At 29.7% G+C, this 15,084-nt stretch carries 15 protein-coding genes; 10 read left to right on the forward strand and 5 right to left on the reverse strand.

The window, feature by feature from the left end; genetic code table 11:
• Positions 1–67: 67 nt before the first annotated feature.
• From nifV to LXN10_RS07105, 6 genes are read left to right on the forward strand one after another with little or no spacing between them, the layout of a single operon-like run.
• Positions 68–1,183 (forward strand): homocitrate synthase, encoded by a 1,116-nt coding sequence (gene nifV, locus LXN10_RS07080; RefSeq protein ID WP_129100320.1) that lies wholly within the window; start codon positions 68–70, stop codon positions 1,181–1,183.
• On the forward strand, positions 1,165–1,971 hold the full coding sequence (locus LXN10_RS07085; RefSeq protein WP_013133898.1) for a hypothetical protein: 807 nt from the start codon (positions 1,165–1,167) through the stop codon (positions 1,969–1,971). The genes nifV and LXN10_RS07085 overlap by 19 nt, the downstream gene beginning before the upstream one ends.
• 23 nt (positions 1,972–1,994) lie before the next feature.
• A complete protein-coding gene (locus LXN10_RS07090) occupies positions 1,995–2,204 on the forward strand; it encodes a CCE_0567 family metalloprotein (RefSeq protein ID WP_375725158.1) in 210 nt (69 codons plus the stop codon).
• A gap of 6 nt (positions 2,205–2,210) precedes the next feature.
• Positions 2,211–2,453 carry a hypothetical protein gene (locus tag LXN10_RS07095; RefSeq protein ID WP_375725159.1) on the forward strand — a complete coding sequence of 81 codons (243 nt, stop codon included), beginning with the start codon at positions 2,211–2,213 and terminating at the stop codon, positions 2,451–2,453.
• Between the two features lies 1 nt (position 2,454).
• Entirely contained in the window at positions 2,455–3,447 is a 993-nt protein-coding gene (locus tag LXN10_RS07100) for a leucine-rich repeat domain-containing protein (protein ID WP_375725160.1), read from the forward strand.
• Positions 3,448–3,482: 35 nt separating this feature from the next.
• Positions 3,483–3,803, forward strand: coding sequence for a nitrogen fixation protein NifQ (locus LXN10_RS07105; RefSeq protein ID WP_375725161.1), 321 nt, complete (start codon positions 3,483–3,485; stop codon positions 3,801–3,803).
• A 2-nt stretch (positions 3,804–3,805) separates the two neighbouring features.
• Here LXN10_RS07105 and LXN10_RS07110 read toward each other — a convergent pair whose 3' ends face one another.
• The gene (locus LXN10_RS07110; RefSeq protein ID WP_375725162.1) at positions 3,806–4,708 is read right to left on the reverse strand and encodes an RluA family pseudouridine synthase; all 903 of its coding nucleotides are present in this window, start codon (positions 4,706–4,708) and stop codon (positions 3,806–3,808) included.
• A gap of 133 nt (positions 4,709–4,841) precedes the next feature.
• Between LXN10_RS07110 and purB the strand changes: the two genes are divergently transcribed.
• Genes purB through LXN10_RS07125 form a run of 3 tightly spaced genes read left to right on the forward strand, consistent with a single transcriptional unit; the run spans position 4,842 to position 9,651 of the window.
• Positions 4,842–6,170: an adenylosuccinate lyase gene (purB, locus tag LXN10_RS07115; RefSeq protein ID WP_375725163.1), complete on the forward strand. Its 1,329-nt coding sequence runs from the start codon at positions 4,842–4,844 to the stop codon at positions 6,168–6,170.
• A 27-nt stretch (positions 6,171–6,197) separates the two neighbouring features.
• Positions 6,198–8,582, forward strand: a complete 2,385-nt coding sequence (locus tag LXN10_RS07120; RefSeq protein WP_375725164.1) for a ribonucleoside-diphosphate reductase subunit alpha — start codon at positions 6,198–6,200, stop codon at positions 8,580–8,582.
• A gap of 49 nt (positions 8,583–8,631) precedes the next feature.
• Entirely contained in the window at positions 8,632–9,651 is a 1,020-nt protein-coding gene (locus LXN10_RS07125) for a ribonucleotide-diphosphate reductase subunit beta (protein WP_375725165.1), read from the forward strand.
• A 140-nt stretch (positions 9,652–9,791) separates the two neighbouring features.
• Here the strand turns inward: LXN10_RS07125 and LXN10_RS07130 are convergent, their stop codons facing one another.
• Positions 9,792–10,766: a coiled-coil domain-containing protein gene (locus tag LXN10_RS07130; RefSeq protein WP_375725166.1), complete on the reverse strand. Its 975-nt coding sequence runs from the start codon at positions 10,764–10,766 to the stop codon at positions 9,792–9,794.
• A 370-nt stretch (positions 10,767–11,136) separates the two neighbouring features.
• Entirely contained in the window at positions 11,137–12,879 is a 1,743-nt protein-coding gene (locus LXN10_RS07135; RefSeq protein ID WP_375725167.1) for a sensor domain-containing diguanylate cyclase, read from the reverse strand.
• A gap of 186 nt (positions 12,880–13,065) precedes the next feature.
• On the opposite strand from LXN10_RS07135, the gene LXN10_RS07140 reads away from it, so the two are divergent.
• On the forward strand, positions 13,066–13,515 hold the full coding sequence (locus tag LXN10_RS07140) for an acyl-CoA thioesterase (RefSeq protein WP_375725168.1): 450 nt from the start codon (positions 13,066–13,068) through the stop codon (positions 13,513–13,515).
• A 9-nt stretch (positions 13,516–13,524) separates the two neighbouring features.
• Here the strand turns inward: LXN10_RS07140 and LXN10_RS07145 are convergent, their stop codons facing one another.
• Both LXN10_RS07145 and LXN10_RS07150 read right to left on the reverse strand, forming a co-directional pair.
• Positions 13,525–14,139 carry a LysE family translocator gene (locus tag LXN10_RS07145; protein ID WP_375725169.1) on the reverse strand — a complete coding sequence of 205 codons (615 nt, stop codon included), beginning with the start codon at positions 14,137–14,139 and terminating at the stop codon, positions 13,525–13,527.
• Positions 14,140–15,021 (reverse strand): EamA family transporter, encoded by an 882-nt coding sequence (locus tag LXN10_RS07150; protein WP_375725170.1) that lies wholly within the window; start codon positions 15,019–15,021, stop codon positions 14,140–14,142.
• Positions 15,022–15,084: the final 63 nt, after the last annotated feature.

A 15,084-nucleotide genomic window follows, 5' to 3' on the forward strand; every position in this document is an offset into this window, starting at 1 on the left:
ACCTAACTTCTAAATTCTATGGAATAGATTTTGCAACTATACTTTTAATCCAACAAAAGGCAAAATAATGTTTCTTATAAATGACACAACATTACGAGATGGCGAACAAGCTCCTTATGTAGCATTTAATACAAAAGAAAAATTAGATATTGCCCAAAAACTTTATGAAGCGGGCGCAGATGAACTTGAAGTTGGAATTCCTGCAATGGGGAAAAAAGAACAAGAAGACCTAAAAGAGATATTAGCTTTAAATCTTCCTATTCCAATCATGAGTTGGAATAGAGCAACAATGAGCGATTTAGAAGCTTCCTTAGAGTGTGGGCTCAAATCAGTTGATTTATCAATTCCTGTTTCAGATATCTTAATTGATGTGAAATTTGGTGGAGATAAACAAAAAGTCTTATCTCAACTTGAAAAGGTGATTCTACATGCAAAAAAAGAAGGCTTATTTGTTTGCATTGGAGGAGAAGATTCAAGTAGAGCTGATTTGAACTTTTTAAAAGAGATTTTGGCACTAGGAAAAAGTCTTGGTGCAAATAGATTTAGATATTGTGATACAGTTGGAATATTAACTCCTACAAAAACTTATCAAAATATTAGTGAGCTTACAAAGTTAGATTTACTTGATATTGAAATGCATACCCATAATGATTTTGGTATGGCGACAGCAAATGCTATTTCGGGTTATGAAGCAGGAGCAAAAAGTGCCAATACTACCGTTATTGGGTTAGGTGAACGCGCGGGAAATGCCTCTTTTGAACAAGTATTGATGACTTTGGCAAGACTTCTTGGAAAAGATACACAAATAAAATCTGATAAATTAAAAGCACTTATTCAAACAGTAGGATTAGCATCAAATAGAAGAATAGATACTAATTTACCTATTGTTGGAGAGTATATCTTTTCCCATGAGTCTGGTATTCATGTAAATGGAATGATGAAATCAAAAAGTGCTTATGAGCCGTTTACTCCAATGGAAGTTGGATTAGAGAGATATTTCCCTATAGGAAAACACTCAGGAACATCTACTTTACTTTTTCACTTACAAACTTTAGGAATCACTCCTACAAAAGAGAGCTTACAAAAGTTATTGCCATTGGTTAGAGAAATGGTTACAAATAGAAAAAAAGTGTTAGATATAAAAGAATTGGAAGAGTTATACTTATGTTCGTTGGATATTTAAGAAATGATTTTGAGGAAGAACTTTCTAGTATATTAGAAAGTGATACTCTTTTTGACTTGGAATTGTTAAAACAAACATATGAGATATTCCCTCAATACTGTTTTGCTGCCTATGAAGATGGTAAAATTGTAGGGGTAGTTAGTGCTTATGCTTTTAGTAAACATGTATTTATAAATGTAATTAAAGCTTTGGATACACACAAAGATGTACTTACAAGACTTATTAAATTATTAGTTCAAAATGTGTCAAGTATGAATATATATGTACTAATAGAAGATAAGTTAGCTTCATATTTTACAGCTTTTAATTTTCAAGAACATTCAAAATTTTTAAGATACTTACACAGTGGGGAAGCGGTTGCTTTTAACTTTTCAAATTCAACTGCGAAACAAGTAAGTGGAGAAAACTATGATGATATATCTAGAAAAATAGATAGGGAAGTCTTTTTAGATGATAGGGAAGAGTATATAAAAAAAGATTGTGTATTTACAAACTCTTTGAAACTATCAACAACAAGTGGATTTATGCACTCTTATGTAGTAAATAAAAGATATATAAAAATCTCACCTTGGCTTATGCAAAATGAATCTTACTTAGATGCTGAAAAGCTTTTAAGAGGAGTTTTGTATTATCGAGGGTTAAAGAAAATATTTGCTTTTATCCCAAAAGACATAAAAGAGATAAGTGAACTATATGAGAGTTATAAGTTTAAAAAAGATGGAAATTTTTCTTTGCTTTATTTAGGTGAAAAACCAGAATTAAAGTTAGAAAATCTATATGCACTTTAATAAGCAGAAAAGGAGACTAGAAGATGGCAGATTTAACACCTGAACAAAAAGAGAAGAAAAAAGAGTTAGCAAAATATAAAAGAAAAGTTATTGAAAAGGCTGGTGTCGTACATGACATAGTTGAAGATACAATTTGGACAGAATATGATAAGTTGCCAAAACTTAGTGAAGAGATAGGAATGGCCATGAAAGATGTGGAGAGTTTTTTAGAAGAACACCCTTATTTAAAGTGATATAACATGGAAGATTTAAAAGATAAACTTATTTGTGAGTGTGGACAGAAATCGATTCTTGATGCAGTAAAAATATTTGAAAAAACGGATCTTCCATATAAAAAAGCTAAAAAACTAGTAACAGGATGTAATAAAACCTGTTGTAGAAAACCTCTTATGGCATTGTTTAATATGGTCGATTTTGGATTTGTTGATTATGAAGAAATTTCATTTTTAATAGATGCTATGAATGATAGATTAAAGGGATAAAATGAGAAGTGAAATAGAAGATTTTATTAAATGGGTTAATGTTAATGGTTTAAACTCTTATATCTCTACTCATATTGATGATATAAATGAAATGACACATTTAGATTTATCAAAAAAGAAAATAAGAGAACTTCCTGAATCCTTTGGTGTATTACAAAATCTTACTGTACTAAAACTATCAAATAATAGATTAAAAAAATTACCAAATTGTATTGGTGATTTTAAATACTTAAAAAATCTACAATGTGAGAATAATCTTTTAAGTGAGATACCAAGTAGTATTGGCAAGCTTTCAAAACTGTTGATTTTAAATCTAAATGGTAATAGACTAGAAGAGTTGCCAAAAGAGTTATATGATTTAAAAAGCCTCACAAGGTTGACTCTTGCTGCAAATAAGATTAAAAAGCTTGATGAAGACTTAGGAAAGTTATCAAAACTTTTATATTTTTCTTTAGATACAAATGAGTTAGATGAACTACCTGATAGTTTTTCTAAGATGAAGTCTTTGTATTATCTTGATGTTTCATTTAACAATCTAACAAAGCTACCTAAATCTATTTCCCAAATAGATGAATTACAAACATTATTGTTAGAAGGAAATCAAATAGATGATTTACCATCTTTAGAATCCCATGATATGCTAATAAAACTTGATTTAAGTGATAATTCTTTGAAGTCTTTAGATTTTAATGTTAGCAAATTAGAAGATTTGAAAATACTTATTTTAGATAATAACTTTCTTGTAAAACTTCCTGATGAGGTATGTGATTTGAATAATCTAACAAACTTAAGTATTAGCTCAAACTCTTTGGTTAAACTTCCTCAAAATATAGGGAAACTACAAAATCTTGAAGAGTTAGATATAGAAGATAACAATATTAAAGAGTTGCCAGAATCTTTTTTTAAGCTAAAAAAGCTAAAAAATCTATATTTAGCAGATAATGAAGGCTTGGAAAGACCTGAGGGAATGGATTTTGAATATTGTGATATATAATAAAAAATATTTAGAAGCAATTTAAAGGAGTTTTTATGCGAGATTTAGAACTTATGGAAAAAGAGGTTTTAGACCTTTTGGTTAAACATGCAAATGATGAGCAAATAAAAATCACTCTAGCACCCTTGATTGCAAAAACTTCTATACAAATGGGACATCTTTATTCTGATTTGGGATTACCAACTAGAGAAGAGATGGGAAAACTTATGAGTGCAAATTTTAGCTCACTTGCAAAACTAAAGCCCTCTGATGTAAGATGGAAGAAGTATTTATATGACTGTATTGGAAAAACTGCACCCGCTTGCGCAAAGTGCAATGATATTTCAAACTGTTTTAACTGTACTTTAGCTTCATAAAATCAATTATCTTCTAAAAACTGCTCATAAAGATCTCTGTTTTTAGAATAAATTTTGTATAAAGTATTTTCATAATTAAATTCCAAGTAGTTAGCATGAAGCCATAGTCTATGTGAACCACTAACCTCTTCTCTTCTTTTGTCATCTAAAAGTCTATCTAAATAAGCATCCGCAAAATCATCATCAACCCCATATATTGGATCGCCAAAGATAGGATGTCCTATTGAATAAAGATGCACTCTTATTTGGTGCTGTCTTCCAGTAACTGGTACGGCTTCTACCAAAGTTAAATCTTTTTTTTCATCATATTTTATTGGATTGATTATTGTTTTTGATTTTTTTCCTTGGGCTCCTGCTGCCATTCTAACACCTATGTTTTTGCCCTCTTTTTGAATAGAAGTATCAATGATAACTGACTCTTTTATATGACCTCTTACTATGGCTAAGTATGATTTTTGATACTTTTTCTCTTCAAACATTAATTTTAGCTTAGATTCTATGTCCCTATCTTTGGCACACATTATTAATCCAGAAGTTTCAGCATCAATTCTATGTACTAAATTGGCATCAGGCCCGAAGTGATAACGAACTTCATCCAATAAACAGTATTCAGTATTTTTACTGATTGGATGAACAACAATTCCAGAGGGCTTTTCAAAAATAGCAAAGTAATTGGTTTGAAATAGGGGTTTTAAGCCTCTTGTATGACCTTCAAATTGAGCCATATAAATCAAATCAGAATCAATGATGTCTCCATATTTTAAAGTATTGAAAGCTTCATCAAAAACTCTTCCTTTACTAATTGACTTTTGCGCGGTAGAGGTCTTTATCTTTAAATTCTTGACTAAATGCACTTGGATTTTTTCTCCAGAAAGTGCGGGGTATTCTTTTAGTATAAACGGCAAAACTATATCCTTAAATTAAGTAAAAATTAACCAAAAATTAATAAGATTCTTTGACTAAAGTAGATAACATATCATATTAAAAAAAATCGAAATTTATGATAAAAATGTAGAAAATGCTATAAGGAATTTATTAATGGTTGAAAGATACGCAAGAGAAGAGATGAGTTCAAAGTGGACTCAACAGGCAAGATATGCAGCTTGGCTTGAAGTAGAAAAAGCAGCTGTAAAAGCTTGGAATAGAATAGGACTTATACCTGATGAAGATTGTGAAAAGATAGTTAAAAATGCTACTTTTTCTGTTGAGAGAATAGAAGAAATCGAAGCTGTTACAAAGCATGATTTAATTGCATTTAATACAAGCGTATCTGAATCACTTGGTTCTGAGTCAAGATGGTTTCACTATGGTATGACTTCTTCAGATGCTGTTGATACTGGTGTCGCAATTCAAATGAGAGATTCTTTAAAAATCATTATTGAAGATGTGAAGATGTTAATGGAGTCTATTAAAAAAAGAGCCGAAGAGCACAAATTTACTTTAATGGTAGGAAGAAGTCATGGTATTCATGGTGAACCTATTACTTTTGGTTTGACTTTAGCTGTTTGGTATGATGAAGTATCAAGACATCTTAAAAATCTTGAAGAGACTATGGAAGTGATTTCTGTGGGTCAAATCTCTGGAGCTATGGGTAACTTTGCCCACGCACCACTTGAACTTGAAGAGTATGCAATGGAAGAACTTGGACTTAAACCAGAACCTTGTTCAAATCAAGTAATTCATAGAGATAGATATGCAAGACTTGCAACTGCTTTAGCATTACTTGCAAGTTCTGTTGAAAAGTTTGCAGTACAAGTAAGACACCTACAAAGAACAGAAGTTTATGAAGCTGAAGAGTATTTTGCAAAAGGGCAAAAAGGTTCTTCTGCTATGCCACACAAAAGAAATCCTATTTTAACAGAAAATATAACTGGACTTGCAAGAATGATTAGATCATATGCAGCTCCTGCTATGGAAAATGTTGCTTTATGGCATGAAAGAGATATCTCACACTCATCAACTGAGAGATTTTGGTTACCAGATGCATTTATCACAAGTGATTTTATGCTTCATAGAATGAACAGTGTAATTGCAAACTTATCAGTTATGCCAGAAAATATGATGAAGAATTTAAATTTAACTGGCGGATTAGTATTTTCACAAAGAGTATTATTAGAACTTCCAAAAGCTGGAGTTTCAAGAGAAGATGCTTATAGAATAGTTCAAAGAAATGCAATGAAAGTATGGGAAGAGATACAACAAGGTAAACCTAGCACAAATGAAAAAGGTGAATCTTTATATTTACAATATTTATTAGGAGATGAAGAGTTAAGAAATTCTTTATCAGAAGAGCAAATAAGAGAGTGTTTTAATTTTGACTACTACACTAAAAATGTAGATGCAATTTTTAAAAGAGTTTTTAAATAAGAAAATATAACTATCAAAGGTAATACGATGGCTTTAATGATCCAAAAAAGAAATGGAAGAAAAGAGGTTTTAGATATAACTAAAATCCAAAAGATGTCAATAGCAGCAACTGAAGGTTTAGAAGGGGTTTCTCAAAGTGAATTAGAACTAGATGCTCAAATTAAATTCATAGATGGAATGAGTTCATCTGATATTCAAGATGCTTTAATAAAAACAGCTATTGAAAAAATTGATATTGATGTTCCTAACTGGACTTTTGTAGCAGCTAGACTATTTATATTTAATTTATACCACAGAGTTGGTAGAACAACAAATAGTGTAAAAGGTGAAGCTTATTCTCATATGAGTGATTATATAAAAACTGCACAAGATGCAGGAAGAATGATTCCTGGACTTGAAAGAGGGTATGATTTAGAAGATTTAAATAACTATTTAAAACCAGAGAGAGATTTACAATTTAATTATCTTGGTATTAAAACTTTATATGATAGATATCTAATCAAAGACAAAAATTCTGACCCAATAGAGTTACCACAACATATGTTTATGGGTATTGCTATGTTCTTAGCACAAGATGAAGATGATAAACAAGCAAGAGCAAAAGAGTTTTATGATGTTGTTTCTAAATTTGAAGTTATGTTAGCAACTCCAACATTAAGTAATGCAAGAACAAATAGACATCAATTATCATCTTGTTATATAGGTTCAAGTCCTGATAATATTGAAGGTATTTTTGATGGTTATAAAGAGATGGCACTATTATCTAAATATGGTGGTGGTATTGGTTGGGATTGGAATCAAATTAGATCATTAGGTGGAGCAATTGATGGACACAAAAGTGCTGCTGGTGGTACTGTTCCATTTTTAAAAATTACAAATGATATTGCAATCGCAGTTGACCAATTAGGTACTAGAAAAGGGGCAATCGCAGTTTATTTAGAGCCTTGGCACATGGATATTTCTGATTTTCTTGACTTAAAGAAAAACTCAGGAGAAGAAAGAAGAAGAGCACATGATTTATTCCCTTCTCTTTGGATTTGTGACCTTTTCATGCAAAGAATTATGGAAGATTCACATTGGACACTATTTGATCCAAATGATGTAAAAGATTTAAGTGAACTTCATGGGGATGCTTTTGAAAAAAGATATATCGAATATGAACATGATGACTCAATAGTAAAAGATAGAATAAAAGCAAAAGATTTATGGAAGAAAATTTTAACTTCATATTTTGAATCAGGTTCTCCATTTTTATGTTTCAAAGATAATGCAAATAGAGCAAATCCAAATGCTCATGTTGGACATATCAGAAGCTCAAATTTATGTACAGAGATATTCCAAAATACAAACCCAAATAAATACAAGATAAAGCTAGAGTTTGAAGATGGTACAATAGAAGTACATGATGAAGAAGATACATTAACAGTAGATTCAGGAATCGTAAAAAAAGCTAATAAAATCACAGCTCTTGATTCTATTGGTGGTAAGAAAATCTTTATAGTAGAAAAAGAAAAAACAGATGGTGATACAGCTGTTTGTAATCTGGCATCTGTAAACTTAAGTAAAATTCATACAAAAGAAGATATTGAAAGAGTAGTACCAACTGCTATTAGAATGCTTGATAATGTTATTGATTTAAATTTCTACCCTCTTAGAAAAGTAAAAGCTACAAATTTAAAATCAAGAAGTATAGGTCTTGGTGTGATGGGTGAAGCTCAAATGTTAGCGGAAGAAAAACTTGTTTGGGGAAGTGTTGACCACTTGAAAAAAATAGATAAAGTTATGGAAGCAATTTCATATAATGCTATCAAATCAAGTGCAGAACTTGCAGTTGAAAAAGGTAAATACCCTACTTTTGATGGTTCAAATTGGTCAAAAGGTATTATGCCACATGACCATGCACCACAAGCTGTTAATGCATTAGTAGAAAAAGATTTATTTGATACAGGATATGATTGGGATGCACTAAGAGCACAAGTAAAAAAAGATGGTATGAGAAATGGTTATTTAATGGCAGTTGCTCCAACATCATCTATTTCTATTTTAGTTGGAACTACTCAAGCTATTGAGCCAGTTTATAAAAGAAAATGGTATGAAGAGAACTTATCAGGACTTATTCCAGTAGTTGTTCCAAAACTTAGCCCTGAAACTTGGTCTTATTATACACCAGCTTATGAAGTAGATCAATTGGATATAATCAAAGCAGCAGCAGTAAGACAAAAATGGATAGATCAAGGTCAAAGTACAAATATTTTCCTTTCTTTAGATAAAGCAAGTGGAAAATATATGCATCAGATTTATACTTTAGCTTGGCAGTTAGGTTTAAAATCAACTTATTACCTAAGAAGTCAATCACCTGAAGCTTCAAATGATGTAGAAGATAGAAGTATGGAGTGTGCAGGTTGTCAATAAGATAACCTGATTTTCCTATTGAATGATAAAAATAATATAAGGTAAAAAAGTGGCTAGAAAAACAATATATAATCCAGAATCAAAAGAGAGTTTAAGCGATAGAAGAATTTTTGGTGGTAATCCAGATGGTATGATAAACTTCACAAAAATGAAGTACCAATGGGCTCTAAATCTTTGGGATACTATGGAAGCAAATACTTGGTTCCCAAGAGAAGTTCAAATGACAGGAGATGCAAAGGACTATAAGTACCTAACACCTGCTGAAAAGAGAATGTATGATTTAGTATTATCCCAGCTAATTTTTATGGATTCGTTACAAACAAATAACTTGATGGATAATATCAATCCTTATATAACAGTACCAGAAATCAATGCTTGTCTTTCAAGACAATCATACGAAGAAGCAAATCACTCAAAATCATATGCAGTTATGGTTGAGTCAATTTCTGATAATACAGATGAGATTTATGACAAATGGAAAACAGATACTCAATTAAGAGAAAAAAATAACTACATAGCAGCTGTTTATGATAACTTATCTGATGATATTACAGATGAAAAAATGGTTTTAGCAATGTTTGCAAATCAAATCTTAGAGGGATTATACTTCTATGCAGGTTTTGCAGCTATATATGCCCTTGGTAAATCAGGAAAGATGCTAGGAAGCTCACAAATGATTAAATTCATCCAAAGAGATGAAGTAACACATTTATTACTTTTCCAAAACATGATTAACTCTACAAGAAAAGAAAGACCTGATTTATTTACTCCTGAATTAGAAGTAAAAGTAAGAGCAATGTTTAGAAAAGCTGTAGAACTAGAAGCTGCATGGGGATCATATATTACTCAAGGTCAAATCCTAGGTTTCACTGATGCAATCATCACACAATATATCCAATACCTAGCAGATAAAAGATTAGATGCAGTAGGATATAAACCAGAATACAATGTAAAACACCCTATTCCATGGGTAGATGGTTATAGTAGTTTCAATGACCAAAGAACGAACTTCTTCGAAGGAAATGTTCTGAACTATTCTAAGGGTTCAATCGACTTCGACGACTTCTAAAAAAGAGTTTTATTAATAGCTCTTTTCCGAAATTTCTGCGTTATCGCAGAAATTTTATTACTCACTTACTGCAGTAAGCTCCTAACAAAATTTCCACTCTAGCCTTGAACTTTCAAAAAATACCTATCACTAAAACTCTTTTAAATTATATTATTTTCATGTAAATAATTTGTACCATATGTATGAATACTATATGTTTTATCTATACTATTTTGTGTAATAAATCCTTTTTCTAGTAAATGATTAATATAGTATTTTAATTTAACATTCTCTAATTCTTTAAATTTATTAGTTAAATTAAGGGAAGATGTTTTTTCTCTACTTGCTATAAAAATTAGAATATTATTAATATCATTAGTTTCTTCTGATAATTTTTTATTAAGAGGCTCTTTAAGTTTAACTATTTCTCTTTTTGCCTCGGTTAATTCATTCATAAGTTCCTTATTTTGATAGCTAATTTTGTCAAATTCTGTAAATGAATCTTTTAGAGAATTAATTTCTTCATCTAGTTTATCTTTAATTACTTTATTTTCATTAAGTTGTGCATTACATTTATTAAGATTTAATTTAAGTTCATCTATTTCAGCTTTTCTCTGATTGTATAGGATTTGTTTTTTTTCAAATTCATTTAATCTTTTTTGCATATCTAATGTAAATGTTTCTTTATCATCAATTAATTTTTTTAATTGAATAATCTCATTATCTTTTTTACTAAATGTCTCATCAAAACTTAACTCTAGTTCTGTAAATCTTCTTTGTAAATCTCCATATTCTTTATAAGTTAATACTTTCTTATTACCAATTGTCTTTAAATTATTTTGATGATATATCCAGATACCAAATATAAAGTTACTAATCCAAGGAAATATTAAAATGTATATTAGTGTTACAATTAATGGATAAATTAATCCATTTAAAGGGATACCATGAAAGAAGTCATTCATATATAAATCATTTATACTTAAAAACTTTTTGCTTGAATCTATTTTATCATCAAATAAGACTACAATCATTTTATAATTACAAACTAACCAGTAAAAAATAAATGCACCAATGAGTGGACTAGAAGTTCGTTCATAGAGACTTGCTTTAAATGAGTTAATAATATCTTTCATTAAAATTCCTAAATTAAGTTGTAAAGATAATAGCAGAAAAGGAATTAAAAAATTTCAATAAAATATAAAAGCTAAAACACCAAAGAAATCCCAGCCTTTGTTAAAGCCGAGTGTTTATTTTTCTTTTCGGTTAAGCCCGAAACTGTTTGAGCGTAAAGAAATGACCTAAATGGTCATTTTAGCGAGTTTTACAGGGCAGAAAAGTGAAATAATAAGCGAGGGAAGGACGCACATAGATAATTTATGACATTTAGTCATAAATTTCTATGTTTCCCTTTGACAATTCGGCGGGTGGCTTTTTATCTTACTTTTTGCCACGAAAAAGTGAGAAAGCGAAGAACTTGTTCTTCAAGAGAATACTAAATTAGCTTTATACAATATCCCCATCAACTACAATATTTCTCCCATTATTTTTAGCCATATAAAGTCTTTTATCAGCCCTTGCAATAATGTCATCAAGGTTTTTATCTTCTTTTTTTAAAGAAGAGACTCCACAACTAACAGTAAAATAAATATTAAGATTCTCTATTTGCACTTGCAAAGTTTCCACTTCTTGCCTTATCTCTTCAGCTATTATAGAAGCATCTTTATGTTTTGTTGATGGAAGTAAGATTACAAACTCTTCTCCACCTATTCTTGCAACTAAATCTGATACTCTTCTGCCTTTTTTAAGAGTTTTAGCAAAAGCTTTTATAACTTCATCTCCTTCTTTATGTCCATAAGTATCGTTTATATCTTTAAATTTATCTATATCAAAAAGTAAGACACTTATAATCGTATTATCTCTTTTTGCAAGGTTTATTAGTCTATTACTCATCTCAAAAAGTGGGCGTCTATTTAAAAGGCCTGATAGGAAGTCTTTATTTGCAAGTATTTCTAATTTCTTTTTTGATTCTTCTAGTTCTTTTGTTCTTCTTTTTACATTTATTTCCAAAGTATCTTTTGCTTTTTGCATGATAATAAATTTTTCTTTTTCTAATATTTTAATTCTATATGCTAAAGCTAAAGAGAACAGAATCATCTCTATAAAAGAACCCACCATTATCCCATGTCTTGAATAAAAGCTATATTCTAAGAATCCAAAAGATGATAGGGAAAAAAGTGTGCTCATGGATAAAAATCCCACTTGAGCTAAAAGATAAAAAATAGCTATTTTATTTCCATTTTTGTAACTTATATATCCCATATAAAGAAGAAAAGGTAAGACAAAAGAAGCAGTTGCATTCATAATCAAAATTGAAGGTTCAAATGCAAAAATACTACAAATAGCTAGAATTATATAAAAACCTCCTATAAAATTTAAAGTATGATAATATTTTTTAGACATAGTTTTTATATCTAAGATATGGTTTGTAAAAAAAGTTAAAAATGCAACCAAAAGAGGAATACTAGCTCCTACGAAATAATAAGATTGAGTATCTGAAAATGTATCAAAGGGATATATTCCACTCATTGAAGTTTGCCATGATATAAAAGACAAAGAATATAAAACATAAAAAATATATGAGATGTCTTTAGTATAAAAAAATATCATTAAGTTATATAAAGCAAGTGAAAGTAATGATCCAATTAAAAATGCATAAATAGTTGTATATTCTCGTTCAAATTTATTAAGTGCATTTTCATCATAAATTTGAAATGAATTAAACATTGGATACAAAGAACTTATTTTGATATATATTATTTTTGTTTCATCTTTTTTTAAATCAAACTCTATAACTGGTCTTTCTAAATAATTCTTTTGACCCTCTTTAAAATATCCCACACCATCTTTTTTGTGTTTAATCATTTTGTTATTTGAGTATATGTAAAAGTCAATTTTATCCATAATACTTTCTGTTAGTTTTAAATATCTTTGGATAGTTTGAGAACTTCTGTTTTTTATAGTAAGTTTGTACCAAAAGGTAGAATTTGTAAATCCATTACTTACATTGTTTCCAACTTCTTTAAACTCTTTTATGGATGTTATATCTTTAATAGTCAAACTTGAAGTTTTATCTTCATATGTAGAGATTTTAAATTTTTCTATTGTTGAATTATTATCTATTAATATAGTTTGCTCTGCAAATAAAGTAGTAAAGAACAAGGTAAGTAATAAAAGATATTTAATCAACTTTAATCCTAAGCTTTTATAGTAAGATTAGATTTTATCTAAAAAACAATATTATTTGGTTTCAATTATGATTATAATTTAGTTAAGTAATGTATTTTAATGAGAAATACTTTAAAGTTTAAAATTAAACAAATCCTAAACACATTTAGTTAAACTACTCGACTATATTTAATTAAGAGGTACAAAATGTTCACAGAACTAATAAGACCAAGATTTTTAGAAACAGATGCTTTAGGGCACATAAATAATAATACTTATGGAGTATGGTTCGAATCAGCTCGTGATCCCATTTTTCATATCTTTATGCCAAAGGTAGATATCAAAAAGTGGAATTTAGTCATGGCACATAGTTCTTTTGATTTTCTAAAAGAGGTATTTTGGGGTAAGCCAGTTATCATTAAAACTGCTATTACAAAAATAGGCAATTCATCTTTAGAGATGGCTCATGCAGTTTATCAAGAGGGCAAATTATGTACAACAGGAAAAGGTGTACTTATTCATTATAATTTTGAGACAAAAGAGGCAGTTAGAATTCCAGATGACATAAGAGCTGAACTTGAAACTCATTTGTTTACTTTGCCTTGGATGCAAACACTAAAAGAGGTACAAGAGTTTGAGATTAGTAACGAGGCATAAGTCTTATTACTAGTATTCTATTATAACAGGAAGAACTGATAAAACTAAAAGTATCGCCATGATTAGATTAAATTTTCTTACATGGCTATCATCTTTTATAAATCTTTTTAAAGCAACTCCACCTATTGCCCAAGCATTACAAGATATAACTCCTGCAAGTAAAAAGATAAAAGCTATGATAATCACTTGACCTATACTATTGTCTTTTGAAGTTACAAAAATAGACATTGCAGTCATCGACATAATCCAACCTTTTGGATTAACCCATTGAAAAAGTGCTGCTTGTGTGAAAGTAAAAGGTTTATGTTTCTCTTTTATTTTCATATGACCTTTACTACTTCCTATTTTATATGCCATCCAAAAAAGATAAAGTATTCCTACTATTTTTAGTATTTTAAGTACTATTGGAAATCTCTCAAAAACAATACCAATACCTAAGCCTACAAGTAAAACCATTAACCCAAAACCTAAAAATACTCCAAATACATGTGGAAGTGTTCTTTTATATCCAAAGGTTAAACCAGAAGATAAAAGCAAGACATTATTAGGCCCTGGTGTTATTGCAGCTGTTAGTGCAAAAGCTGCGATTGAAATTAATAGTGAAACTGTATATAACTCTTCCATTTAAACTCCTTTGTATTTTTTCAGGGATATTCTTTTCCCAAAAGTATTAATTAATAAGGCTAATATAATTAGCCCTGATGCTACTATTTTTATAAGTCCAATCTTTTCATCAAAAATAAAATATGACCCAGCTATTCCAAATATAGGAATGAGCAAACTAAGAGGTGCCACACTTGATACTGGATACTTGTGTAAGAGTGTATTCCATATCCAATAACCTAAAAGTGTAGTTGGATAGACTTGAAACATTATCGAAAAAATTGCCATATTGCTAAGATTATCAAAAAAGTTTGTAAACACTATTTGTCCATGGGTAATAAAAGCTAAAACAAACAATGGAATAGGTGAAAACAGACTTGCCCAAACCATAAATGAAAATAGATTTTTAGTACCAGCTTTTTTTATAATGATATTTGTAAAACTAAGTGATACAGCAGCTATTAACACAAATATCAAACCAAATGCTGTAACAGAACCATCTGTTACACTAATAATCAATAACAATCCAAATAATGATATAGCAAAAGCTATCTTTTTTGTTATATCAATAGTCTCATCTAATAATACAGCTCCTAGGATTACAGTTAAAAATGCACTCATTTGAAGTACAAGGGAAGCCATTCCCGCTGACATTCCAAAATAGATTCCTAAAGAGACCATTCCCCAAAGTCCTACTCCAAAAAGTAAACCATAAGAAATAAGCCATTTTATATGAACTTTTGGCTTTTTTACAAAAAATACTAAAGGTAAAGCGCACAATAAAAATCTCATAGCAGATAAGATGAAAGGATCAAGAGACATAAGTCCTAGTTTAATTACTGAAAAATTTACACCCCAAATGAAGGTAACCAAAACTGCTAATAATAAATCATTTTGCTTCATTAAACTACTCCTTATAAATTTTATGAAGATTTTAGCTTTTAAATCTTTTTTATTCTTTACATA

Source organism: Arcobacter iocasae (genome assembly GCF_042214795.1).
Taxonomy (GTDB): domain Bacteria; phylum Campylobacterota; class Campylobacteria; order Campylobacterales; family Arcobacteraceae; genus Arcobacter; species Arcobacter iocasae.